This window comes from Rossellomorea aquimaris (genome assembly GCF_020172085.1).
Lineage (GTDB): Bacteria > Bacillota > Bacilli > Bacillales > Bacillaceae_B > Rossellomorea > Rossellomorea aquimaris_E.
Genome location: NZ_JAIVAT010000003.1, coordinates 757,874 through 783,591 on the forward strand (window position 1 = coordinate 757,874; position 25,718 = coordinate 783,591).

The window sequence follows — 25,718 nt, forward strand, 5'->3', positions numbered from 1 at the left end:
TTCAATGAGAAATCATGATATTTCAGTTCATTTTTTTTAACTAGTTTTGTAAACGATTACAAAAATGTGTGATGGAAGAGGGGTACTATGAAGCTTAGTGAAATGAAAAATCAATCATTCAGTCAACGCACGCTGACAGATTGGCAGGAAGCCGCTGAAAAAGCATTAAAGGGGAAAGGGATACATTCTTTACATACGAACACTTATGAAAATATTAAACTTAAGCCGTTATATACAGGGGAAGATGTTCCTAAGCGGGATAGAGTGAAGGACTATATTCCAAATATTGAGGGGAAAATGGACCGTGATTCGAAATGGTTCATCGCTCAACCGATCAATAGGGGTTCATGGGTAGAACTTACAACGGCCATAAAGGATGCACTATCACGTGGGCAGAACTGTCTTTCGTTCACTATTGGAGATGTAAAGATGACAGAACATTTCCAGCAATTCATGAAAGAAATGAAGGAAATGAAAGAATTCGATACTCCCATCTTTATCATTGATAAAAAAACATCTTTATCCATCCTTGAAATGGAAGAGTTCCCAGATAGGGAGGGGCTTATAGGAGTCATTGGGTTCGACCCACTTTCAGAAGGAGAATGGCTGAATAATGATAGATTAGAAGAATGGATAACGGTAGTCAATGAAGCGGATCATCTCCATCCTGAAGTGAAGACCATCATCATCAATGCTGCACCGTATCATAATAAAGGTGCAAGTGCCACCCAGGAGTTGGCCTATGCACTGAGTGAGGGTGTCGTTTATATTGAAGCACTTCAAGAAAAAGGGTGGACTCTTGAGAAAATAGCTAAAAAGATGCATTTTCACTTTTCAGTTGGAAGTCAATTTTTCATGGAAATGGCAAAAATCCGGGCATTTAAGAAATTGTGGCAAGAGGTATTGTCTTCATATGGAGTGGCAGAAAGCACGATTTCCCGAAGTATCAGTATCAGTGCAGAAACGTCCCGATTTAATAAATCAACATTAGATCCTTATGTCAATATGCTTCGCGGAGGCGGAGAAGCTTTTTCAGCCGTTCTCGCAGGTGTCGATTACTTGCTGGTTGCGCCCTTCAATGAAGTGAGTGGGGAAGTAAATCCATTCTCTGAAAGGATCGCCCGGAATACTCAATTGATTCTGGGAGAAGAAGCGCACCTGGATAAAGTCATCGATCCCGGTGGAGGCTCCTATTATGTTGAGTGGCTTTCAGAAGAGGTGGGCAAGCTTGCATGGAAAGAATTCCAACAAATCGACGAGGAAGGAGGAATCATTGTCTCACTGGAAAATGGTTCTATACAGCATAAAATTGATAGAGTGAGAGACTCCCGAATACAGGATTTAGCCACTCGAAAGAATTCGATGATCGGAACGAATATCTATGCGAATCTTGAAGAAACCCTCGCGGATACAACATCAACGGCAGGTGAGCGATTATCCCTTCCTTTCGAAGCGTTAAGGAGTAGGTCACTGAAGCTGGCAAGGAAACCGGTGGCCGGTCTGATCGGATTGGGTGAGCTGAAATCCCACAAACCACGTGCGGACTTTGTAAAAGGCTTTTTGGCCACTGGAGGCATTCATACTGATCAGAGTAAAGAGTGCTTCTCAAAAGAAGATATCCTTCATTTCGTAGAAGAAACCAGGTATCCGTACTATGTCGTATGCGGGAAAGATGAAGAGTATCATGATCAACTATCGATGATGGTTGAATCCATCCATCAAATAGGTGCAAACATTGTGATCGACATAGCAGGGAAAATACCTGATGAGAGAAGAAGTGAATGGGAGCTTATGGGATTGAACGGATCCATTTACAATAAACAGAACATACTTGAAAAAATGGATGAGCTTTTGACCATTTGGGAGGAGGGAAATGACCGTGAAGAAGCCTGATTGGCAACAAATCAACCCATATTCAAACGAGGGAGCAGCGAGTAAGGTCTCCCTTTCGGATAAAACCTATGAGACAAATGAAAAAATCTCTGTAAAACCACTTTATTCAGCGGAAGACACAAAGGATATTTCTCATGGAGAGGACCTTCCAGGTCTTGCTCCATACACAAGGGGCCCTTACCCGACAATGTATGTGAACCGTCCTTGGACGGTCAGGCAATATGCAGGATTTTCAACTGCAGAAGAAAGCAATGCTTTCTATCGAAGAAACTTGAGTATGGGGCAGAAAGGGTTGTCCGTCGCATTTGATCTGGCCACTCATCGAGGCTATGACTCAGATCATCCAAGGGTAGTGGGAGATGTAGGGAAAGCCGGTGTAGCCATTGATTCAATACTGGATATGAAGATTCTCTTTGATGGCATCCCCCTCGACCAGATGTCTGTTTCCATGACAATGAACGGAGCGGTGCTGCCCATCCTTGCCTTTTATATAGTGACGGCAGAAGAGCAGGGTGTTTCCAAGGAGAAGCTTTCGGGTACGATCCAGAATGACATATTGAAAGAATACATGGTACGAAATACGTATATTTACCCACCTGAAACGTCCATGAAGATCATTGCGGATATCTTTGATTACACATCCAATCATATGCCGAAATTCAATAGCATCAGTATTTCGGGGTATCATATGCAGGAAGCTGGAGCACCTGCTGATATTGAGCTTGCCTATACGTTGGCGGATGGCCTTGAATACGTTCGGACCGGACTGAAAGCCGGAATTGATATCGATTCCTTCGCACCAAGACTCTCATTTTTCTGGGCAATCGGCATGAATTATTTTATGGAAGTGGCCAAAATGAGAGCTGCGCGGAGAATCTGGGCGAAAATGATGAAAACATTCAGCCCTCAAAACCCAAAATCAATGGCCCTCCGAACCCACTCCCAGACATCCGGTTGGAGTTTAACGGAGCAGGATCCGTATAATAACGTCGTTCGTACATTACTTGAGGCACATGCAGCAGCGATGGGGCATACTCAATCCCTTCATACGAATGCGCTTGACGAAGCGATTGCCCTGCCGACAGACTTTTCTGCCCGAATCGCCCGTAATACACAGCTATTCCTTCAAGAAGAGACCGGTATTACGAAAGTCATCGATCCATGGGCAGGTTCCCATTATGTAGAATCGTTGACTCATCAGCTGATGGAAAAGGCGTGGGAGCATATTGAAGAAATTGAAGAGCTCGGCGGCATGACTAAGGCAATCGAGACGGGACTGCCGAAGATGCGGATCGAAGAAGCGGCGGCAAGAAGGCAAGCAATGATTGATTCAGGTGATGAGTCGATCATAGGGGTAAACAAATATCGCCTTGAAAAGGAAGATCCGATCGAAACATTGGACATCGATAATACGGTTGTCAGAAAGAAGCAGATTGAACGGATTCAAACGTTGAAAGAAGAACGAAATGATGATCGAGTCATTGAAACCCTCGAAGCATTGACATATGCAGCAGAAACTGGCGAAGGGAATCTTCTCGAAAAAGCTGTTGATGCCGCTAGGGCACGCGCTACATTAGGGGAAATCTCCGATGCGATCGAAAAGGTATCAGGTAGACATAAAGCAACGATTAGGAGCATAAGCGGGGTGTACAGCTCGAACTTTTCAAATGAACAGGAAATCAATGTCGTGAAAGAAATGACGGAAGAATTTTTGGAGAATGAAGGAAGAAGACCCCGTATTCTTATTGCGAAGATGGGCCAGGATGGGCATGACAGGGGTGCGAAAGTCATCAGCACGGCATTTGCCGATCTTGGATTCGATGTGGACATCGGACCATTGTTCCAAACACCTGAAGAAACGGCTCTACAGGCGGTTGAAAACGATGTGCATGTGATTGGAGTCAGCTCGTTGGCTGCCGGTCATAAAACGCTACTGCCCCAATTAATAGCGGAGCTTGAGAAACTTGGCAGGGAAGACATCCTTGTCGTCATCGGAGGAGTGATTCCCGCGAAGGACTATGATTTCCTTTTAAGCAATGGGGCATCGGCCGTCTTTGGTCCTGGTACGATTATTCCTGTAGCCGCCCAAAAAGTGATCAAAGAAATATATGAGGTGCTTGGCTATGAGGAAGTGGCTGAATAATGACAGAGTATCAGCCGGGAAGAAAGAAGCGGTTTGTGAAAAAGAAAAAGGATCCCATTTCAATTGCCGAATTAAAGGCCGGAATCTTGAACGGTGACCGCAGCCAATTAGCAAAGGCCATCACACTGATTGAAAGCAATGCAGAAGATCATTACGCATCAGGGCAAGAGCTGCTCCAGGAACTCCTGCCCCATACGGGCAATAGCTTTCGGATCGGGATTACCGGTGTGCCGGGAGCAGGAAAAAGTACATTTATCGAACAGTTCGGTGAGATGTTATGTGACGCGGGCCTCCGCGTTGCCGTTCTTGCCATCGACCCAAGCTCTTCTATTTCGGGCGGAAGTATTCTTGGTGATAAAACGAGGATGGAGCAGCTTTCGAAAAACCCACGTGCTTTTGTCAGGCCATCCCCGACCGCAGGGACGCTCGGCGGGGTTCATCGTAAAACAAATGAAACGCTTCTCTTATGTGAAGCGGCAGGTTATGACTTTATCATCATAGAGACGGTGGGGGTCGGTCAGAGTGAGGTGATGGTGAGGCAGATGGTCGACTTCTTCTTACTGCTCGTCATCACCGGTGCAGGGGATGAGCTTCAGGGAATGAAAAAAGGAATCATGGAGCTTGCCGACGCATTACTCGTGAATAAAGCAGATGGAGAAAATAAGGCGCTTGCTGAGAAAACCAAGAGGGAACTCAATCAGATCCTTCACTTTCTCGTCCCAGCAACGAAAGGCTGGAGTTCAAGGGCCTATGCCTGCTCGGCTTTAAAAAATGAAGGTCTGAACGAATTATGGTCCGTGATCCAGCAGTTCGAAACACAGACAAAAGAACAGGGTGTATTTGAAGATAGAAGACGTCGCCAAAAACAGGAATGGTTTCATACCATGCTGAAGGAAAGAATCTTATCAGACTTCTTCTTTCGTAAAAACATCAAATCGTCCCTCCCGGATATGGAAGTCCGGGTGAGAACGGGAGACTTCACAACTTCTCAGGCAATAGAAGAATTGTTGAAACAATACAAAGAAGCGATACTTCATGAGAATAGTTAATTTTAATTGAAAGATATGGTTTGAAATTGTTATGATAAGGGTATATCAAATCCCTTCGTTTTTAGTGGAATTATGATTAAGTCAGCGATTAAAGGAGAGTTCAGCATGGATATAGATTTCAATTTATTAATGAACGACGTTGTCCGTCAGGCACGTCAGGAAATCGAGACAGCAGGTTATACGCAACTGACAACAGAAGAAGAAGTAGATCAAGCATTCTCTAAGGAAGGTACAACATTGGTGATGATCAATTCCGTCTGCGGTTGTGCAGGGGGAATCGCCCGTCCAGCAGCGGCTCATTCCATTCACTTCGATAAGCGACCGGATCAATTGGTAACGGTATTCGCTGGTCAGGATAAAGAAGCGACTGCGAAAGCACGCAGCTACTTTACAGGATACCCGCCATCCTCACCGTCTTTCGCACTGCTTAAAGACGGAAAGCTGTTAACGATGGTCGAAAGACATGAAATTGAAGGACACGACCCAATGTCCGTCGTAAACAAACTTCAATCCTACTTCGATCAGTATTGTGAAGAAGTATAAGAAGATGTAATAGCCCGTCAGGTTTCTCGCATGTAATGTGAGAAGCTTGACGGGTTTTTCTATGGGTTTGCTGTTGGGGAGTATGAATATCCGTTTTTTACCAAAATACGCAATTCCTGATGAAAACGACGCAATTCTAAAGTATGAAGAGGAATTGGCCGATAAAATGCCAGGAACCTTCACTACTTTATCCAAATCTCCATCTGCATGTTCCTTCTATACCAAATCCCTTCACCATTTCTTTCTGTAAATAGTCGAAAGTAAAATGTAACTCTTTCGTTTCGCTGCCATCCAACTACACCATTTATGCATAGATATTGAATAATATTCATCCCTTCCTATTTCTACTATTGATAAAACACTACCTAATAAGCACGGTTATTTTCAGAATATATAAACATTTATCTATAATTATAAAACATATTGCATAAAAATTAATATCTGTTACAATACGAATATAGTAATTAATATACATTATACATTATAATTATACATCCCAACATAGGAGGAACCACAATGAAAAAGCTATTATCTTTCGTATTATTATTGATCCTTTCTACTACTCTAGCGGCTTGCGGCTCAGGAGAAGAGAAGGCGGCCTCAGGAGATTCAAAGAAACTGATTATGGGTACGTCGGCTGACTATAAGCCATTCGAGTATGTCGATACTGCCAATAGTGACAAAATCATTGGATACGACATTGATCTTGCCAATATGCTTGCTGAAGAAATGGGGTATGAAATCGAAATCAAGGATATGGAATTCAGCGGTTTGATTTCAGCCTTGAAAACCGGCCAGGTCGACTTTGTGCTATCTGCTATGACTCCAACCCCGGAACGACAAAAGAACGTTGATTTCAGTGACGTTTATTATACCGCTAAAGATATGATCATCTCGACTAAAGAAAGCGGAATCCAGAGTGAAAAAGATCTCGACGGAAAAACAGTGGGAGTTCAATTAGGCTCCATTCAACAGGATGCTGCTGAGGAACTTTCTAAATCGATCAAATTAAAAGTGGATACACGTGACCGAATTCCTGAGCTGATCCAGGATCTGCAAAACGGACGATTTGACGCCATCATCATTGAAAATACGGTAGCAAACGGCTATCTCGACAAAAACGATGAGCTTCAAGGAAATACAATGAATGTAAATGAAGAAGAGGCCGGTTCTGCTGTTGCCCTTCCAAAGGACAGCGAGCTTACAAGTGAATTCAATGATGCATTGAAGAAGCTTAAAGACGCGGGGGAATTGGATAAACTGGCTGAAAAATGGTTTAACGGAGAACAGTAGATTAATAGAAGGGCTAACCTCTCATCCGGTTAGCCCTTCCTTATTAAAGGCACAACACATATTTGGAGGAGATTTTCATGCCGCTAGATTTTGAACAATTGATCCCTTCGATCCCTTTTATTCTGGAAGGATTGAAGGTCACGCTTAAGATTGTCGCGTTATCAGGGGTGCTTGGATTTGCATTCGGTATCCTTCTTGCTCTCTGCAAAATAAGTTCTATCAAACCCTTAACACTGCTTGCCGACCTTTATACGTCCATCTTCAGGGGAACACCTCTCGTTCTTCAGCTGATGATCATTTTTTACGGTTCGCCACAGCTGTTCGGGACACAAATTGAACCATACTCAGCCGCTATTCTAGCGTTTTCACTGAATTCGGCTGCTTATATATCAGAAATCATCCGAGCCGGGATCAATGCAGTGGATAAAGGGCAAAAGGAAGCTGCAATGGCTCTTGGAGTCCCTTATCGTTTAATGATGAAAGATGTGATCTTGCCACAGGCAATCAAGAATATCCTGCCTGCGTTGATGAACGAATTCATCACTCTTACCAAGGAATCCGCCATCGTCACCGTCATCGGTGCAGCGGATGTGATGAGACGTTCTTATATGGTTGGAAGTGATTTATATTCTTTCTTTGAACCGTTATTATTTGCTGGGCTGATCTACTATGTGCTTGTCATGATATTGACTCTACTTGGGAAAGTGCTGGAAGGGAGACTTCGTAATGATTAATGGAGAAAACATTACTAAATCGTTTGGAAAACTGAAAGTACTTAAAGGGATTGACTTCTCGGTTGAAAAAGGGGAAGTCGTTGCGTTGATCGGTCCCTCCGGTTCCGGGAAATCCACCTTATTGCGATGTCTGAATCATTTAGAAGAGCCTACTTCAGGATCGATATACTTTGAAGAAGCCCTCGTAAAGGGAAAAAACATTAACAAAGTCAGACAGGACGTAGGGATGGTATTTCAGCATTTTCACCTCTTTCCACATATGACCGTTTTGGAAAATGTCATATACGCTCCAGTGAAAGTGAAAGGCTTGAACAAAGCAGAGGCGAAGAAACTGGGGACGGACCTCTTGATAAAAGTTGGTTTGAAAGAAAAAAGTGAAGAATATCCGAACCGTTTATCGGGTGGGCAGAAACAGCGTGTGGCAATTGCAAGGGCACTTGCCATGGAGCCAAAGGTCATGTTATTTGACGAACCGACGTCTGCCCTTGATCCTGAAATGGTGAAAGAAGTTCTCGACGTCATGAAATCTCTTGCTCAAACAGGCATGACGATGATCATCGTCACCCATGAAATGGGATTTGCAAGGGAAGTAGCGGATAGGATCCTCTTCATGGATGATGGGAAGATTGTTGAAGAGGGACAGCCTAAAGCATTTTTCTCTAGTCCTCAAAGTGACAGGGGAAAAGAGTTTCTCGAGAAGATATTGTAGTCTAAAAGGATTAACGGCACGGGCCGTTAATCCTTCTTTTTATGTTCAACACAGTTTGTGGTATTCTAAAGAAGCTAAAAAATGAAGTAGTAAGGAGAAAGATGAATGTTTCGAATCGGATATCGGACACTAAAGACCGGAATCGGTACCGCGGCTGCCATCAGCCTCGCACAGTGGTTCCATCTGGATAACTTCGTATCGGCCGGGATATTGACGATCCTGTGCATTCAAAATACTAAGAAGAAATCGGTTAACGCATCATGGAGCCGCTTCCTGGCATGCGTTATTGCGATGATCTTTTCTGCCGGATTTTTTGAGTTCATCGCCTATCACCCTGCGGTCATCGGTTTGCTGCTCCTCGTGTTCATTCCCATTACCGTCCAACTGAACATAAAAGAGGGGATTGTCACAAGTTCCGTCATCATCCTTCATGTTTACTCAGCGGGACATGTCACTCTTGGGCTGTTTGAAAATGAATTGGGAATCATCGTGATCGGGATCGGAATTGCCCTCCTGATGAACTTGTATATGCCAAGTGTCGACAAACAGATGATCGACTATCAGGAGAAAATCGAAGCCAACTTTTATAAGATCTTCTGCGAAATGATCAATTACTTAAAGACAAATGACAGCAATTGGGACGGCAAGGAAATCACGGATACGGAGCAATTGCTCAAAGAGGCGAAGACGATTGCCTTCAAAGATGTAGAAAACCATTTTTTAAGAGACGAGAACTTATACTATTTATATTTTAAAATGAGGGAGAAGCAATTTGAAATCCTTCAGCGTATCCTGCCGATTGCCACATCCATATCGCTAACGGTTGAGCAGGGACATCGTATAGCAGAATTCCTGGAAGAACTGAGCGATCATATTCATCCTGGAAACACGGCGCTCTTTTACTTAAAAAAACTGTATGATATGAAAGTGGAGTTCGAGCAGATGGAGTTACCCAAAACGAGGGAAGAATTCGAAACCCGTGCCGCCCTTTATCAGTTTGTTCAGGAGATGGAGCAATACCTCCTCCTGAAGAGTTCGTTTAAAGGAATAAAAAAGCATGAAAGTGAAGCAAACTACACCTAAAAACATGAAAAAGGTGATAAGATGCGTTTACTTCTTGCCATCCTATTGTTTGCCTCTCCCATCTGGCCTCTCGGAAGGAACCCGATTCCTGGAGATCCATTTATGATTGTGAACAAGGAAAATAATCAATTAGCATTCATAGCCGAAGGCACCATCCATGGACCTTTCCCTATCGCAACGGGGAAAACTACAGAGCTGACTCCAGAAGGCTTATTCAATGTGACGGTCAAAGCCAAAAATCCTTATTACCGCAAAAAAAACATTCCAGGCGGAGATCCAAGAAACCCGCTTGGGACACGCTGGATCGGTTTCGATGCCAAAGGAACGGACGGCAGGATTTACGGGATTCACGGGACAAATCAGCCTTCAAGTATAGGTAGATATATTTCGAACGGATGCATCCGGATGCACAACAAACAGGTTGAAGCTCTTTTCGATAAAGTCCCCATCGGTACCAAAGTACTCGTCGTGAAAACAAAGAAAAGCTTTCAACAGCTGGGAAAAGAATATGGGGCAATAAAATAAAGAAGGATCTGCTTTTCGACTAGTCGAAAAGCAGATCCTTTTAATTTTTATAATAAAAACGTCAGTCCTGCCATGATCGTGGATGCAATCATCGCAAACAGCATGACAAATACAATGATCTTTTGAACTTTTTTATTACCCATCGTATCGCTCCATTCTCCCAATTAAGCATGAGATAATTTTCAACTCTATTTTATCGTGAATGGTGATAGAAGACAACCACCGGAATAAAAGAAAACGCTTTAATAATTCGGCGAAATAGGAGGAAATCCGACACCGTGTATGGAATACTATAGGGTGGAGCATGCAAACAACAGGGGGATGATAGGGATGAAAATGGTAGATCATATCGGAATAGCAGTATCATCAATAGACAATGTTCTCGCATTTTACGAAGGTACTCTCGGTCTTACATTACTTAAGATTGAAGAAGTGGGAAATCAAGGTGTGAAGGTAGCATTCCTGGATAGCGGGAACCTTAAGCTGGAGTTACTGGAGCCACTACATAAAGAAAGCCCGATTGCATCATTCATTGAAAAAAGGGGAGAAGGAATTCACCATATAGCCTTTGGGGTTGAAGGAATCGAGGAACGAATCGAGGAACTACGAACCAAAGGCGTACGAATGATCAATGATACTCCGAAGCCGGGTGCAGGCGGGGCTTCCGTCGCATTTCTGCATCCGAAATCGGCACACGGCGTGCTATATGAACTTTGTGATAAAACCAACATCAAGGGGGAGTAACCATAATGGATATCTATGAAAAAATAAATGAATTATACGATCGCAGAAGAGAAGTGGAGCTTGGCGGCGGTGATAAAAAAATAGATAAACAGCACGAGAAAGGAAAGTTGACAGCAAGGGAACGAATCGATCTGTTAGTCGATCCGGGAAGCTTTGTGGAATTGAACCCATTCATCGAGCACAGATGCTCAGACTTTGGGTTGGATGGAATGCAAGGTCCAGGGGACGGGGTCGTGACTGGATACGGGAAAGTAAACGGTAAGCCGATTTACTTATTCTCACAGGATTTCACTGTATTTGGAGGGGCATTGGGAGAGATGCACGCAAAGAAGATTTCCCATGTGATGGACCTGGCTGTTAAAAACGGTGCTCCGTTCATCGGATTGAATGACTCAGGCGGAGCAAGGATCCAAGAAGGAGTCGTCTCCCTGGATGGCTACGGTCATATCTTCTACCGGAATGCCATCTACTCTGGGGTGATTCCGCAAATATCCGTCATTATGGGGCCATGTGCCGGTGGAGCGGTCTATTCACCTGCCATCACGGATTTCGTCTTCATGGTGGATGATACCAGTCAAATGTTTATCACGGGACCAAAAGTGATCGAAACCGTGACAGGTGAAAAGATCAGTTCAGAAGACCTTGGCGGAGCAAAGGTTCATAACTCCATAAGCGGCAATGCCCATTTCAGGGGAAAGACCGAGGAAGAAGTGTTACAAGAGGTTCGAAGACTGTTAGCTTATTTACCTCAAAATAATGAGGAAAAAGCTCCGCGTCTGGAAGTGAATGAAGAAGATGATTACCGTGCCAACTTAACGGATCTTATTCCATTCGATGCCATCCGTCCGTACGACGTCCGAACGGTCATCAACGAAATCGTCGATGAAGGCAGCTTCATGGAAGTACAGAAGGAATTTGCGAAAAACATTGTGGTTGGTTTGGCCCGCATCAAAGGCGAGGTTGTCGGCCTTGTATGCAACCAGCCGAAATTCATGGCAGGGGGACTTGACATCGATTCTTCTGACAAAGCGGCCCGCTTCATCCGGTTCTGTGATTCCTTTAATATTCCTTTGATTACATTCGAGGATGTAACAGGATTCTTCCCAGGTATCAAGCAGGAGCATGGAGGAATTATTCGCCATGGTGCGAAAATTCTTTATGCCTATTCAGAAGCGACGGTTCCGAAAATGACCGTGATCCTACGAAAAGCTTATGGAGGGGCGTATGTAGCCCTCAATAGTAAATCGATCGGGGCAGATTTAGTATTTGCATGGCCGAATGCCGAAATCGCCGTCATGGGACCTCAAGGTGCGGCAAATATTATTTTTGCCAGGGAAATCGCAGGCAGTGAGAATCCGGAAGAGCTTCGTGAACAAAAGATCGAGGAATACCGTGAGAAATTTGCGAATCCTTATGTGGCGGCATCACGTGGTATGGTCGATGATGTCATCGACCCACGTGAAACCCGCATCAAGCTGATACAGGGGCTGGAAATGATGCGAAACAAGAGGGAAGAGCGTCCGAAGAAAAAGCACGGCAATATTCCATTGTAAAAGTGATTCCATTTGTTGTCCTTGACTATTCACGCTATACTATAGGAGTGAATACATATTTGTGGAGGTCTACTAAATGATAAATCATGAACGTTTATTAAATGAATTCCTGGAATTGGTTCAAATTGATTCCGAAACGAAAGAAGAAGCGGAAATTGCGAAAGTCTTAACCAAGAAGTTCTCTGATCTTGGGGTAGAAGTGTTCGAAGATGATACGATGGGTGAAACAGGACATGGTGCCGGAAACCTGATCTGTACATTAAAGGGGAATAAAGAAGGAGTCGATACGATTTACTTCACTTCCCATATGGATACGGTGGTTCCTGCAAAAGGGGTGAAGCCGACCCTTAAAGAGGATGGCTACATCTACTCTGACGGTACGACTATTCTTGGAGCAGATGATAAAGCAGGTCTTGCGACGATGCTTGAATCTGTACGTGTATTGAAAGAAAACAATATTGCTCACGGTGATATCCAGTTCATCATTACCGTAGGGGAAGAATCTGGCCTTGTTGGAGCAAAAGCCCTTGATTCATCGCTCGTAAAAGCGAAATACGGTTTCGCACTTGATAGTGATGGGAAAGTAGGGAACATCATCGTAGCAGCGCCTACTCAGGCTAAAGTAAAAGCGACGATCTACGGGAAAACAGCCCATGCAGGTGTTGCTCCTGAAAAAGGGGTTTCGGCGATCACGATTGCAGCCAAAGCCATCTCCAAAATGCCTTTAGGACGGATCGATGAAGAAACGACTGCGAATATCGGTCGCTTTGAAGGCGGAAAAGCAACGAATATCGTATGCGAGCAAGCGGATATCTTAGCGGAAGCACGTTCACTTGTCCCTGAGAAAATGGAAGCACAAGTAGAGAAAATGAAAGCGGCCTTCACATCCGTAGCCGAAGAAATGGGCGGCAAAGCGGAAGTGGAAGTGCAGGTCATGTACCCTGGATTCAAGTTCAAAGACGGTGACGAAGTAGTGGAAGTGGCGAAGCGTGCCGCAAAGAAAATCGGTCGTCCAAGCGACCTTCTTACTAGCGGAGGAGGAAGCGACGCAAATGTCATCGCAGGATTCGGAGTGCCGACTGTCAATCTTGCAGTAGGCTACGAAGAAATCCACACGAAGAGTGAAAGAATGCCTGTAGAAGAACTAAACAAACTCTCTGAAATGGTAGTAGCCATCATTCAGGAAGTCGCTGGGGAATAGAAAAGCGGAGGGGCTTTGCCCAGATGCGATAGCCCCTAAAATACATTCAAATGTCCACGAACAATAGGGTATCCCTTCGTTCGTGGACATTTTCTTCTTTCAAACCAGCACCTATCCTTTCTAAATTATGGTACATTAGTAGTATACATATCTAGAGTTTGAGAGGGGACGTTAGTAAGATGCCGAAAGTCGTCGTATTTCATGCCGGAAAAGAAGAATATGCTCTACCTATTGAAAATGTAGTATCAATCGAAAAAGTAGAAGAAGTGAGGAGTATCCCTCATTTGCCTTCATTTGTACGCGGAATCACCAAGGTGAGAGGAGAGCTGATTCCAGTACTGGATTTATCGGATATCCTGTATCATACTTCTTCAGAATCTTTAAAAGGATTGTTTCTTCTTGTCATCGACACAGAAACGATGCAGGTTGGCCTGGTCGTGAAGGAAGCAAAAGAAATCATTGAAGTACCTGTTGACTCGTTCACGGATGTAGGTCTGCTTGCCTATTCTAAAACCAACTATTTTTCAGGAGTCATCAACCTTGAGGATTCGATGTTCACCCAAATTGATCCCAATGTTTTAGTTAAGAGCCTCGATGGTATGAAAGAAGTAAAGGACTACGTAAACGAGCAAAAAACTCATCAAAATTAAACAAAGAAAGCCGCGATTGCAATGAACTCTCATTATCCAAAAAACGGACGAGTGATCCTTCATGTTGATATGAATAGTTTCTATGCCTCGGTCGAGATGGCCTTTGATCCAACATTGAAGGGAAAGCCTTTGGCCATAGCAGGAAATCCCGAAGAAAGGCGGGGCATCATCGTGACATGCAGTTATGAAGCGAGAAGCTTTGGCGTGAAAACGACGATGCCTCTTTGGGAAGCCAAAAAATTATGCCCGAATTTGATCATCATGACGCCTAACTTCGACCGCTATCGTGCAGCCTCCAAAGGAATATTTGATATTCTCAGACAGTACTCAGAATTAGTGGAGCCTGTTTCTATAGATGAAGGGTATGTCGATATCACGGACTCATTTGATAAGGGAACTCCTCTACAAATTGCCTCGGATATCCAATCCCAGATTCAAGGACAACTGGATTTACCCTGCAGCATCGGGGTGGCTCCTAATAAATTTTTGGCTAAAACCGCATCTGATATGAAAAAACCGATGGGAATCACCGTACTACGAAAACGTGATATCCCTGAGAAGATTTGGCCTCTTCCCGTCATTGAAATGCATGGGATCGGCCAAAAAACCGCCGAGAAGCTGAATTCTATCGGCATTCACACATGCAGTGATTTGGCTCATGCCAATGATATTCAGCTTAAGTCCCTACTTGGGATCAATGGAGTTCGTCTTAAGGAACGTGCCAATGGGATCGATCGAAGAAATGTGGATCCGGAGTCCATTTATGATTACAAGAGCGTCGGAAATTCGACTACGTTACCCAAGGACACAACAAATCAACATGAGCTTTTAATTGTTGTAGAGAAACTATGTGCAAAGGTGTCCTCCCGTCTTCAACAAAAAGACGTTCTAGGAACGACGATTCAACTGATGATTCGTGATAAATTCAGGAAAACCATCACACGAAGCAAAAAAGTAGAAAATCCGATTTACAAAAAGGAAGATCTATACCACCATGCAAAAGACCTTTTCTTAAAGCATTGGGATGGCGATCCTGTAAGGCTATTAGGGGTCACTGCCCAGGATGTGGTGGAAAAAAGTGAAGCCACGGAGCAGCTGGACATCTTTTCTTTTGAGAAAGTGGCTGAAAAGGAACCGCTATACAACGTATTGACCAAGCTTCAGGACAAATTTGGGAAAGACTCCATCTCCCAGGGTGTAAAGGGGAAAAACAAGAAGAGGTCCTTTGACTCAAAACAGGACACAAGCTTCAATAAAGATTTTTTGAGGGAATGACATGGCCAAAAGGGGACACCTTATAACAGATGACAGACTCCGCGGGACGGATTATTTGCATCACAACTCCATTCTTGTTAGATTGAAATAGACTTTAGTCGTGACATTGAAAGATGAATAATCATGAATCTATAGATGAAAGGACGTTGACTATGCCTCAAGAAATTGGTGTGATCGGCTTAGCCGTAATGGGTAAAAATTTAGCATGGAATATTGAAAGCAGGGGATATTCTGTTTCTGTTTACAATCGTTCCCGTGAAAAAACGGACGAGATGATGGACGAATCAAAGGGCAAGAATGTCGTTCCTACATATACGATTGAAGAATTTGTCAACTCGTTGGAAAGACCCCGAAAGATCCTTTTGATGGTCAAGGCGGGAAATCCGACAGATGCGACAATTGAACAATTGAAGCCTTTCCTTGAAAAAGGGGATATCCTGATCGATGGAGGAAATACGTTCTTCGAAGATACGCGTCGACGCAATCAGGAATTAAGCGAACTAGGCATCCATTTTATCGGGACAGGTGTATCCGGTGGGGAAGAAGGTGCTCTTACGGGTCCTTCCATCATGCCTGGTGGACAGAAGGAAGCGTATGATCTTGTCGCTCCTATCTTGAAAGACATCGCGGCGAAGGTAAACGGAGATCCTTGTACCACGTATATCGGTCCAGATGGTGCAGGTCACTATGTGAAGATGGTTCACAATGGAATCGAGTACGGAGATATGCAGCTGATTGCAGAATCGTACTTCCTGATGAAGAATGTCCTCGGCTTAAGTGCCGAAGAACTGCATGAAGTATTTGCCGACTGGAATAAAGGCGAGCTTGACAGCTACCTGATCGAGATTACCGCCGATATCTTCACGAAGAAAGATGAAGAAACCGGAAAACCTATGGTTGACGTCATCCTTGATAAAGCCGGTCAAAAAGGGACGGGTAAATGGACAAGCCAAAGTGCTTTGGATCTTGGCGTTTCCTTACCGATCATCACGGAGTCCGTCTTCGCCCGCTTCATCTCTGCCATTAAAGATGAGCGTGTGAAAGCGAGCAAAATGCTGAAGGGTCCTGATGCGAAAGCTTTTGATGGTGATAAAGAAGCATTGGTTGAATCGATTCGGAAGGCTCTTTATATGAGTAAGATTTGTTCGTATGCACAAGGGTTTGCGCAAATGCGTTCTGCTTCTGATGAATATAATTGGGATCTCCAATACGGAGATATCGCGATGATCTTCCGTGGAGGGTGCATCATCCGTGCTCAGTTCCTTCAAAAGATCAAAGAAGCGTATGACCGTGAATCTAAACTGGCGAACCTTTTACTGGATCCATACTTTAAAGAGATCGTCGAAAGTTATCAATACGCACTTCGAGAAGTCATCAGTGTAGCCGTCCAGAACGGTGTACCGGTACCTGGTTTCTCAGCGGCCCTCTCTTATTACGACAGCTACCGGACAGAGACGCTTCCTGCGAACCTGATCCAGGCTCAACGGGATTATTTCGGTGCACACACTTATGAGCGTGTGGATAAAGAAGGTATTTTCCATACCGAGTGGATGAAATAATAGAACGAGAAAGCCCCTTTTCTATTCGATAGGAGAGGGGTTTTTTGTATGTGAAATAAACAGAGTTTTCGAACATTTGCACCTCTAATGAAATAAGATATGTTACCATTATATTACATATAAATATAGGGGTGGAGACATGCTTCAATCGATAAAAGAAAATATAGCCAAAGTCATGATCGATAAAGAGAAAGAAATAGAATTAATGATCATCGCCTTATTGAGCGATGGTCATGTGCTGCTGGAGGATGTACCGGGTACGGGGAAGACCACCATGGCGAAATGCTTTTCAAGAAGCATCGACGGGTCATTTAACCGTCTCCAGTTTACTCCAGATACTCTACCTTCGGATATCGTGGGGCAGGAATACTTTGATGTGAAAACGAGCGACTTTAAAGTTCGGAAGGGACCTGTGTTCAATAACGTCCTCCTCATCGATGAGATTAATCGTGCCGTTCCAAGGACCCAGTCCGCCCTTCTCGAACTGATGGAAGAGAAGCATGTCACGCTTGGGGGTTCCACGTATCATTTGCCCAAGCCCTTTTGTGTCATTGCCACGCAAAATCCATATGATTCCATTGGTACCTTTCCCTTGCCGGATGCTCAGCTCGATCGTTTCCTCCTCACCATCAGGCAAGGGTACCCCTCTCCAGAAAAAGAAAAAATGATGTTAAGGAGATTCCGTTCTTCAAACCCTTTTGAAATTATCGAGAGTGTCATCTCCATTGATGAGATTCTCCAGTTAAAGCAGAGAGTGAAAAATGTCCTGGTTTCAGAAGAAATAGAAGATTATATGATGGACATCGTCCAAAAGACGAGGCATCATCAATATGTGGATGTAGGGGTAAGTCCCCGTGGTTCCCTTGCCTATATGAAGGCGATCCAGTCAAGGGCTTTCCTGTACGGAAGGGATTTCAGCACGCCGGAAGATGTGAAGGAGCTCGCCCTGCCTCTGTTGGCTCATAGAATCTCATTGAATGTGGAAGGGGAAGTAAAGACATCGAAAGAAGCCATCCTACACGAGATACTTGACAGCACGTCCGTCCCGGTAGAAACACAATGAAACTACATAAGGAACCACCCTTTTTCTTCGCCCCGATGGTCTTGCTCTTGAACGGGATCCTGCTCATTATCAGCAGTTTCGCAGGATATAGCTTCCTTGTATTTCTTTTCTTCCTGGTTCTTTCAATGGCTCTATTCTCGAGGATTTACTTGAATATCCAGTATAAGAAACTTTCATGGAACGTAAAGAAATACCATGACGCTTCAAGCATCGATGAAACGTTTACCTGCCATATTGAGGTCAGAAATGACTCTGCTCTCCCATTGTATCGCCTCAAATTGAATATAGAGACGAGGAGTGACCGTGAGCTCGTGTTCACAAGCAGTAAAGGTGAGAAAAGCATCTACTCCTTGTTCCTAGACCTCCCGGCTAAATCTCAAAAAACGTTTACCATATCCTTGAAAGGGAAAAGCAGGGGGATTCATCGATGGAGCAATCTTGAATTATTACTTGGAGATCCCATGTTTCTGCAAACGTATCGCGTGGAATATAGAGAGGTTGAACTCCCTTCATTTAAAATCCTTCCACGGATAGGAAAGATTCATGATATGAAGTTGAAATCCATGCTTCAGGGATATAGACAGGCCAATACCTCTTTGTTTCTAGATGAGACGAGCATAATAGGAACAAAAGATTATGAAAATGAAAGTTTCAGACATATTCACTGGCTTGCGACAGCCAAAGAGAATAGGCTCCTTGCGAAAAAATATCAAAAAGTTCACGGGGATGTCTATTCCATCTTTCTTAACATGGTCGGAACGGGCCAGTTTCACCTCAGGAAGGACATGGAAGAGTTGATCGAATACACCGTGTCTGTCTGCTTGTACTTGATAAAAGAGGGGTGCAAGGTAGAACTGTGGGTGAATTATGCGACCGAACATCATGAAATCATGCGTCTCAAGAACGATCTCGACCGCACGCAATTGAGGAGGTTGATCGAGACGCTTGCACTTATCGACCCCAATGGAAGATATTTTTCAACCGAACGCTTCTTTCATCATTCACAGAAGGGTAAAGACAAAAGGTCACTAGGTTTGATTATCGGAACTCCGCCTGAACCAGCCAGGCGCAGAGAGCTTCTACACATCAAACGGTGAAAACGTTATGAGGGGAGGGTCCATGTTGAAGAAAGTAGGGGTATCCGTTCTTTTTATTCTCATCTGTGCCGTTTCTAGTCTGTTATTAATGACTTTATCTAATAACACGACTGAAAAAATCAAGAAGTATTACTATGTAGAGGATAGCGGCGGGGAGAGTAACCTCAGTCTGGGTCCCGGGGAAGAAGGGAGAACCCTTGAACAGAAGAGACTCGATAAGCCTATTGAGGTGGATGAACCTTTACCCTGGTTCGTGGATCCCTTTTTCGGTGAAAATGGTAGTAGTGGTAAAGGAATTCTGGATGCAGCAAAGAAGTATGGGGTCTTCGTAGTTCTAACAGCTGCGTGGCTCTTATTGTACCATCGCCGCAAGAAAAAGAGGAAAGAGAAAAAAGAAGATATAGCACAAATATCTAACAACCAGCATGTCATTAAACAAGATCAATTAGAGCCTCTAAAGGATGGCGTCATTACCCTCTCTGAGGAAAAGTTGAACGAAATCCGTCAAATGTTGAAAGACTGGGAGACTCATTTAAACATCATAAATAGAAAAAAGAACCACGAAACGATCCAAGAGTGGTTCAAGCGGATAAAAGGACCAACTGAGGTCATACCGGTTTATGAAAAGGTTCGCTACGGTGGGAAGTCATTTACTCATAAAGAAATACGCTTATTGAAGAAATTATTAAAATAGAGATTATAAGTCCGTTTGGGGAGATGACACCAACGGATTTCTTACGATAAAATGAATGAAGCATCCCTTTGTTTTAGACCATTTTTTTCGTTTTGAAAGGAGCCATAATAATGGAAGAAAACAAGAAGTCTTTTACGACCGTCGATGAATATATTTCACAATTCCCAGAAAACGTCCAGGAACGTTTACAATCCTTAAGAGAACTTATTATCATGACGGTCCCTAATGCAAAGGAGAAGATCAGCTATCAAATGCCTACCTTTGCACTACATGGAAACCTGGTTCATTTTGCGGCTTATAAAAATCATATTGGATTCTACCCAACGCCTAGTGGAATCAATGCGTTTAAAGATAAAATGACAGAGTATAAGACCGCAAAAGCGTCCGTGCAATTTCCGTTGAATAGGCCCATTCCCTATGAGTTGATTCGGGAAATCGTAACATTCAGGGTGGCTGAGAATGAAGAAAAAGCTGACAATAGAGCACAAAAGAAAAAATAGCTTAGACGATCTGATTGATAAAAAATGCAGACCCATTACAGCCATTATGGTCCATAGAGGAGAAGATAGAGTGTATTTTACATTTAAACCAATCAATATGGTGTATTTAAAAGAAATTGACGCTTGGAATTATGAGGGATTTATAGAGGAAGTACTGATGACTCCTTATTTTGATTCATTCAATAAGACGGGGAGGTTGATAGGTCCTGGTGGTTGCGAGGGATTTGCAGCTATCTTGGAAAATGACACGGTTGGATTATTCGAATTCAATTCAGATGGAAGCACTTTGGAGATTGGGTTAGCTTTAAAACCTTCTTTAGTAGGGAAAGGACTGGGAGCGAAATTCGTGCGAGAGGGGATAGAGTTTGGCATCCAACATTATAACGGTAAACATGACGAGGTAAAGTTAGTTGTGGACGCACAAAATAAAGCAGCCATTCGTGTTTATGAAAAAGTAGGATTTACAACAATCAATCAATCTGAAGATGAAATTGAAATGAGTTTAGTTTTGTAAGAAAGATGATTTACTTAAGCACCCTACGAGGTAGGGTGCCTATCTTTATTATCATACTCTATTTATTTTGTTTGTCCTGTATTTACTAATTGCATTTTTATATCCACGTTGGTTTCAATAGTAGGATAAACCTCATCCCAATTTAATTTCTTCCAATCCTCATAGGAGAGTTTGTTTCGTACATAGCTACCTATTCCAATGGGATCTACTCCAAGCTCCTGGGTGAGCTTCAGTAATTCCTTGGATTTTCCCATTAAATATTCATTGATTTCTTTTTCCATCTTCTTTTGTGTTTTTTCGGAATCTGTCAGTTCATCCTTGGTGTACTCCAGAACGCTTCCTCTAAGCTCAATAGCTATGTTGACAGAAATCGGCTTATGATCCTTTATTTCAACATCAATATCCCATTTCGTTTTTCGATAATCAAACATTAATTGGTAAGGAAAGGCATGTTTATCATCAGGGGGAGCGATTTCAAAGCTGAACGTTCCTTTCGGTGTTTCTTTACGCAAGGTGAATAGAACGCCTGAAAGAGTGGGGGAGAGATGATGAACAAAATGGTCATCATCAAATAACGCATATCCATCAATGTTAATATTCTGATCCTTGATCGTGTAATAGGGCATAATTGGATCGATGCCATCATCAAAATAATCCCGGTTAAATTGGTAGGTGTTATAGTTTATTCTTTCATTTTCATTGTCCAGTTTTTCTAAAAATGTGCGCAGATATAATGAACTGTTCGTGTCTTCAACTGGCTTAAACTCCAATATCTCTCGAGCTGTTCCTTCTGCGACGGCAAGGTATACCCTTGTACCGAGACTCGGATCTCTCATATAAGTATCTAAAATTTCTTTAACCCCTATCTTTGCTAAATCGGATCCAAACAGTGCTACATTTATCTGACCACTTACAATTTTTAGATTCGAACGGTGGTTGAATCGAATTCTTGAATCCTTGCTGGATTTGGCGTCCACTGAAAGGATCTTGTTTTGATACAATCCCTGTTTCGTTACATTAGGGTAGTTAATAGTAACCATAAGCGGTTTCTCCTTATCATCTGAAAGGTCATATCCGACTGCATCCAGCATACCTAATTTATCAATAATATTTTTTTCGCAACCTGAAAGTATGCATAGAAGTAAAATGAACACATACATAAATTTCATAATGTCACCTTTTTCTGTTTCACCTTATTCAGCCCTATCAAAAGAAGTAAAAAAATCGGCAATAAAAAAGCGATTCCAATATCAAAATAAGTTAACCAAGTGAGCCATTGATCGACCTCTCTAATAATATCCGGTATGAAGGAAATGAGCGTTCCGACCGTTAACAGGAGTAAACTGATGAAATTTGGTCGGAGTTTCTGAAATGAGTGTGAAATCAACTCTTTGCTTGCCCATAAATACATGACCACGGTAATCAAGACCTTTAATGCAAATAGGGTGAAAATGAGATTCTCCACTCTTTCTACAAAGGGAAACTTCACATATTCGATTAATGAGATAACAGGATATAGATCATGGATGATGTATTCAAAGCTGAAGAATCCATAACAAACAAAACTGACGGAGATGTAGATGAACGACGTGATGGCATTTCCAAAGAAAACTCCTTTTGTAAAATTCTTTTGGACATATGGAATGAGAAATAAGCTCAGTTCGTAGCCGAGAAAGGCTGAAAAAACATTTATGCCTCCTGAAAATAGATCTTTATCCCCCTTCATCATGAAGGTTGTCATTCGTGTAAAACTGAATTCAGAAAGATGAAAGGTAAGTAAGAGCATGGTCCATATCGTCATAAAGAATAAAATGACGGTCGCTTTTCCTATTTCATAAATGGATCCTTTCAATAAAAAGAAGCTGAGAATAAAAAACATGCCCACAAAAACGATGGAAGGGGTATCCCTGAAAAATAACATTTGTAATAGCAAAATATACTTTTTCGTAACCAGGGTTGCGAGAAGGGTAAAGATAATACTTAAAAAAAGGTAAAAAGGAACGAACAGCCACTTTGGAAAAATATTTTCAATGATTATAAAGAGTGATTGGCCGTGCCCATATTTGTTTACTAATCCAATCAATAATATATTTAAGGTAACTATTCCAAATAAAATGACGATCCCGATCCATCCGTTCGTGCCAAAGGCTTCCGCGGATAGTCTCGGAATGCTAAATAGTGTTACGCCTGATTGAATCATGTATATGAGTAACGCTACCTGAAAGGGATGGAGCTTTTCTTTCATATTGCATCGCCTACTTTTTCATCTTATTAATCGTTTCATTTCTGGTTTTGATTTGTTCCGGGCGATCCTTGATGAACATGTAAGGTGCCCTGATGATTGTGTCGAGCCAATCGTTAAAGAAGGTTGGAGAAAATGGAATCATGTAAGGTGTTTTAAGTGATGTCAATGTAGTCAAGTGAATGACCAACAATCCCAGTCCGAATACCAAGCCCATGTTTCCCCAGAATCCAGCCAGTAAAATAAAAGAAAAACGGACGATCCTGATGGAAGCACTCATCACATAGCTGGGGATGACAAAAGAAGAGATGGCAGAAACAGCAACAGCGATAATAAGGATGTTACTTGTTATGCCAGCTTCTACAGCCGCCTGTCCGATGACAATCCCCCCTACAATTCCGATCGTTTGCCCGATCTTAGTAGGGAGGCGGGCTCCTGCCTCTCTTAGAAGTTCAATGACCAATTCAAGAAAGATCGCTTCAATTAACGGAGGAAAAGGTACTTTACTACGAGATTCAATGAGACTTGGCAGTAATTCCTGAGGCACCATTTCATAATGAAAAGTCGTAACGGAAACATAGATGGCTGTAAAAGCAACCGTTATGACGAAAGCGAACATCCTCAGTAATCGTATAAAGGTTCCGGTTATCCATCTTTGACTGTAATCATCCACGGACTGAAAGAAGTCAAAAAAACTGACCGGTGCACAAAAAACGTAAGGACTTCCATCCACGATACCGACCATTTTCCCTGACAACAATTTAGAAGCACTTACATCTGGGCGTTCTGTTGTGAAAAACTGGGGAAAAGGAGAGAGCGGCTGATCATCAATCATCTGTACGAGAATGTTCGTGTCGAGAATTCCACTATATTCAATATCGTTGATGCGATTCTTTAAGTATTCCAATTCCTCTTTAGGGGCAATATCTTCAAGATACATGATTGTGATAGAGGTTTTCGTAATTTCACCTGCACTTAAGTTGATGGTTTTTAAATGAGAGCTTTTTAAGCGTTTTCGAATCATAGAGATATTCACATCTGCTGATTCAATAAAGGAATCATGTGGTCCTAAAATAATTGATTCTGTTTCAGATTCTTCTATGCTCCTGTTCTCCGCACCACCAGCCTGTAAAGAAAATAGTCGATCTTCAAATGAAAGAACGACATCCCCATTGAGAACGTCAATCACTGCTTGCTTATTTGATGTGATTTCCTTTAGTCCGGATGAATCTATTTCACGGTGTAATTCATTGGTGTTTCCTTTGTTGATCCAGTCCAATATCCCTTCGTTAAGGATCTGTTTATCTACAAGGTTGTCAAAATAAATAAGTTGAATGTCTAGCTCCTTAAAATGGCGGATTCGTAAATCTTCGCAGTTTTGAAATTGGTCTACTATATGGCTGAAATCCAGGGAATGTATGTCAATGTCAGACGAAGATATTGGATGTCTTTCAGTTGGTATGCTTTCCTCTTTTAAAGTCATTTTTTTCACGAATGATAGTAAGCCCATACTAAACCCTCTTTATTTGCAGTTTGTGCTATTTTTTCCTAAAAAGACTTTTCTATTCTAAGCATGAAGCCTTATTTCTCTTAATAAGGTTAAGTAGAAGAATGTTGGAGGAGGAGTATATATGGGGTTTGAGAATATAACACCTTGGCAAGAACATGAATTCTGGCTAGGGATCCTTAAAGATCATGCTTATTTTATCCGAGATTATTTAAGCCCGACAGAAGTAAAGTGGGTCACTCAAGCAGAGTACTACATTGAATGGTTTGAAAATGTTGAGAAAGAGATGATGAAAATTCCTAGAGACCTTCCGGTATCAGCTCCTGAAATGATTCAGCTTTCAGAATGGGCACAGGAGGTTTCGTATCAATATTACACATTTGAAGGGCATCTTCTACATTTACGGCTGTACAATCAGGTGAACTTAAATTTATCACCGAGCTATTTGAATGGAACTTTGGCAGAAAACAGGGAATACCTCAGAATTTTACAAAGCTATACGAGAGGTGAGGAGTATCCATTACTTCCACTAGTGGATTTAATGGACTTGTGGCTTGATGACCAACGGGGGCATGCAGCATTGCTCGTAGATATATTGGATAGCGCGGAAATTGATTTAATTGAAAAGGGAAATGCGTTAATGGTACAGTTTTCTCAATTTATGGTTAAAAATGATATGTTCAAGGGATATTTGCATTTTACTCAGCCTGGTTTCCCCGCTCAAATACGATTCGCAGAAGACGTTTCGATCCAGGTAGTCGCCTTTACCCAATTAGTAGAGGAAGTATTAAATCTGTATGTTAATGATGAAGTACTTAATAATTCGACACTCCGATTTCTTGAACATCACTTTCCTGAAGCCTGTTATTTTATGAAGAAGCTTTCTTATTATGCACCTGCCATTCACTATCCGGATTGTAAGCTGACAAAACCAACTTTGAGGAAAGATAACAAAGCCTGAGGAAGTGTCCCTCAGGCTTTGTGTATGTTGTAAAGTCTAAAGAACACCATGATGGACCATTACAATCATTTTCATTCACCATTTGGCTCAAGTTTAATAGGAAGTGGCACAAGTTTTCTCGAAGGTGGCACAAGTTTTCTCGAAGGTGGCTCAAGTTTCACATGAACTGGCACAAGTTCACCCAAA

At 42.5% G+C, this 25,718-nt stretch carries 25 protein-coding genes; 21 read left to right on the forward strand and 4 right to left on the reverse strand.

The window, feature by feature from the left end:
* Positions 1 to 87 precede the first annotated feature (87 nt).
* From LCL96_RS04585 to LCL96_RS04625, 9 genes are all read left to right on the forward strand, one after another.
* Positions 88 to 1,893: a methylmalonyl-CoA mutase family protein gene (locus tag LCL96_RS04585; RefSeq protein ID WP_224940257.1), complete on the forward strand. Its 1,806-nt coding sequence runs from the start codon at positions 88 to 90 to the stop codon at positions 1,891 to 1,893.
* A complete protein-coding gene (gene scpA / locus LCL96_RS04590; RefSeq protein ID WP_224940258.1) occupies positions 1,874 to 4,036 on the forward strand; it encodes a methylmalonyl-CoA mutase in 2,163 nt (720 codons plus the stop codon). The genes LCL96_RS04585 and scpA overlap by 20 nt, the downstream gene beginning before the upstream one ends.
* On the forward strand, positions 4,036 to 5,085 hold the full coding sequence (gene meaB / locus LCL96_RS04595) for a methylmalonyl Co-A mutase-associated GTPase MeaB (protein ID WP_224940259.1): 1,050 nt from the start codon (positions 4,036 to 4,038) through the stop codon (positions 5,083 to 5,085). The genes scpA and meaB overlap by 1 nt, the downstream gene beginning before the upstream one ends.
* A gap of 105 nt (positions 5,086 to 5,190) precedes the next feature.
* A complete protein-coding gene (locus tag LCL96_RS04600) occupies positions 5,191 to 5,628 on the forward strand; it encodes a BrxA/BrxB family bacilliredoxin (RefSeq protein ID WP_169213592.1) in 438 nt (145 codons plus the stop codon).
* A 516-nt stretch (positions 5,629 to 6,144) separates the two neighbouring features.
* Positions 6,145 to 6,921, forward strand: a complete 777-nt coding sequence (locus tag LCL96_RS04605) for a transporter substrate-binding domain-containing protein (RefSeq protein ID WP_224940260.1) — start codon at positions 6,145 to 6,147, stop codon at positions 6,919 to 6,921.
* A gap of 77 nt (positions 6,922 to 6,998) precedes the next feature.
* Positions 6,999 to 7,655 (forward strand): amino acid ABC transporter permease, encoded by a 657-nt coding sequence (locus LCL96_RS04610; protein WP_224940261.1) that lies wholly within the window; start codon positions 6,999 to 7,001, stop codon positions 7,653 to 7,655.
* The gene (locus LCL96_RS04615; protein WP_224940262.1) at positions 7,648 to 8,364 is read left to right on the forward strand and encodes an amino acid ABC transporter ATP-binding protein; all 717 of its coding nucleotides are present in this window, start codon (positions 7,648 to 7,650) and stop codon (positions 8,362 to 8,364) included. The genes LCL96_RS04610 and LCL96_RS04615 overlap by 8 nt, the downstream gene beginning before the upstream one ends.
* 105 nt (positions 8,365 to 8,469) lie before the next feature.
* Positions 8,470 to 9,447: an aromatic acid exporter family protein gene (locus tag LCL96_RS04620; protein ID WP_224940263.1), complete on the forward strand. Its 978-nt coding sequence runs from the start codon at positions 8,470 to 8,472 to the stop codon at positions 9,445 to 9,447.
* A gap of 21 nt (positions 9,448 to 9,468) precedes the next feature.
* Complete coding sequence (locus tag LCL96_RS04625) at positions 9,469 to 9,972, forward strand: L,D-transpeptidase (protein WP_224940264.1); 504 nt, start codon at positions 9,469 to 9,471, stop codon at positions 9,970 to 9,972.
* A 47-nt stretch (positions 9,973 to 10,019) separates the two neighbouring features.
* Here LCL96_RS04625 and prli42 read toward each other — a convergent pair whose 3' ends face one another.
* Positions 10,020 to 10,115 carry a stressosome-associated protein Prli42 gene (prli42, locus tag LCL96_RS04630; protein WP_224940265.1) on the reverse strand — a complete coding sequence of 32 codons (96 nt, stop codon included), beginning with the start codon at positions 10,113 to 10,115 and terminating at the stop codon, positions 10,020 to 10,022.
* Between the two features lie 187 nt (positions 10,116 to 10,302).
* Here prli42 and mce point away from each other — a divergent pair, with 187 nt between their 5' ends.
* From mce to LCL96_RS04685, 11 genes are all read left to right on the forward strand, one after another.
* Positions 10,303 to 10,716 carry a methylmalonyl-CoA epimerase gene (gene mce, locus LCL96_RS04635; protein ID WP_224940266.1) on the forward strand — a complete coding sequence of 138 codons (414 nt, stop codon included), beginning with the start codon at positions 10,303 to 10,305 and terminating at the stop codon, positions 10,714 to 10,716.
* Positions 10,717 to 10,721: 5 nt separating this feature from the next.
* Entirely contained in the window at positions 10,722 to 12,269 is a 1,548-nt protein-coding gene (locus LCL96_RS04640; protein ID WP_224940267.1) for an acyl-CoA carboxylase subunit beta, read from the forward strand.
* A gap of 76 nt (positions 12,270 to 12,345) precedes the next feature.
* Positions 12,346 to 13,470, forward strand: a complete 1,125-nt coding sequence (locus LCL96_RS04645; RefSeq protein ID WP_224940268.1) for a tripeptidase T — start codon at positions 12,346 to 12,348, stop codon at positions 13,468 to 13,470.
* 179 nt (positions 13,471 to 13,649) lie between these two features.
* Complete coding sequence (locus tag LCL96_RS04650) at positions 13,650 to 14,120, forward strand: chemotaxis protein CheW (RefSeq protein WP_224940269.1); 471 nt, start codon at positions 13,650 to 13,652, stop codon at positions 14,118 to 14,120.
* 21 nt (positions 14,121 to 14,141) lie between these two features.
* Positions 14,142 to 15,395: a DNA polymerase IV gene (locus LCL96_RS04655; RefSeq protein ID WP_224940270.1), complete on the forward strand. Its 1,254-nt coding sequence runs from the start codon at positions 14,142 to 14,144 to the stop codon at positions 15,393 to 15,395.
* Positions 15,396 to 15,547: 152 nt separating this feature from the next.
* Positions 15,548 to 16,954 carry an NADP-dependent phosphogluconate dehydrogenase gene (gene gndA, locus LCL96_RS04660; protein WP_224940271.1) on the forward strand — a complete coding sequence of 469 codons (1,407 nt, stop codon included), beginning with the start codon at positions 15,548 to 15,550 and terminating at the stop codon, positions 16,952 to 16,954.
* A 139-nt stretch (positions 16,955 to 17,093) separates the two neighbouring features.
* A complete protein-coding gene (locus LCL96_RS04665; RefSeq protein WP_224940272.1) occupies positions 17,094 to 18,017 on the forward strand; it encodes an AAA family ATPase in 924 nt (307 codons plus the stop codon).
* Complete coding sequence (locus tag LCL96_RS04670; RefSeq protein WP_224940273.1) at positions 18,014 to 19,114, forward strand: DUF58 domain-containing protein; 1,101 nt, start codon at positions 18,014 to 18,016, stop codon at positions 19,112 to 19,114. Before LCL96_RS04665 ends, LCL96_RS04670 begins: the two co-directional genes overlap by 4 nt.
* A 22-nt stretch (positions 19,115 to 19,136) precedes the next feature.
* Positions 19,137 to 19,808 carry a hypothetical protein gene (locus LCL96_RS04675; RefSeq protein ID WP_224940274.1) on the forward strand — a complete coding sequence of 224 codons (672 nt, stop codon included), beginning with the start codon at positions 19,137 to 19,139 and terminating at the stop codon, positions 19,806 to 19,808.
* Between the two features lie 110 nt (positions 19,809 to 19,918).
* Positions 19,919 to 20,308, forward strand: coding sequence for an iron chaperone (locus tag LCL96_RS04680; RefSeq protein ID WP_224940275.1), 390 nt, complete (start codon positions 19,919 to 19,921; stop codon positions 20,306 to 20,308).
* Entirely contained in the window at positions 20,268 to 20,822 is a 555-nt protein-coding gene (locus LCL96_RS04685; protein ID WP_224940276.1) for a GNAT family N-acetyltransferase, read from the forward strand. The genes LCL96_RS04680 and LCL96_RS04685 overlap by 41 nt, the downstream gene beginning before the upstream one ends.
* A gap of 62 nt (positions 20,823 to 20,884) precedes the next feature.
* Here the strand turns inward: LCL96_RS04685 and LCL96_RS04690 are convergent, their stop codons facing one another.
* Genes LCL96_RS04690 through LCL96_RS04700 form a run of 3 tightly spaced genes read right to left on the reverse strand, consistent with a single transcriptional unit; the run spans position 20,885 to position 24,574 of the window.
* Positions 20,885 to 21,991, reverse strand: coding sequence for a Ger(x)C family spore germination protein (locus tag LCL96_RS04690; RefSeq protein WP_224940277.1), 1,107 nt, complete (start codon positions 21,989 to 21,991; stop codon positions 20,885 to 20,887).
* Positions 21,988 to 23,067, reverse strand: a complete 1,080-nt coding sequence (locus LCL96_RS04695; protein WP_224940278.1) for a GerAB/ArcD/ProY family transporter — start codon at positions 23,065 to 23,067, stop codon at positions 21,988 to 21,990. The genes LCL96_RS04690 and LCL96_RS04695 overlap by 4 nt, the downstream gene beginning before the upstream one ends.
* A gap of 10 nt (positions 23,068 to 23,077) precedes the next feature.
* Positions 23,078 to 24,574, reverse strand: coding sequence for a spore germination protein (locus LCL96_RS04700; protein ID WP_224940279.1), 1,497 nt, complete (start codon positions 24,572 to 24,574; stop codon positions 23,078 to 23,080).
* Positions 24,575 to 24,695: 121 nt separating this feature from the next.
* Between LCL96_RS04700 and LCL96_RS04705 the strand changes: the two genes are divergently transcribed.
* Positions 24,696 to 25,532 (forward strand): DUF2935 domain-containing protein, encoded by an 837-nt coding sequence (locus LCL96_RS04705; protein ID WP_224940280.1) that lies wholly within the window; start codon positions 24,696 to 24,698, stop codon positions 25,530 to 25,532.
* Positions 25,533 to 25,718 lie beyond the last annotated feature (186 nt).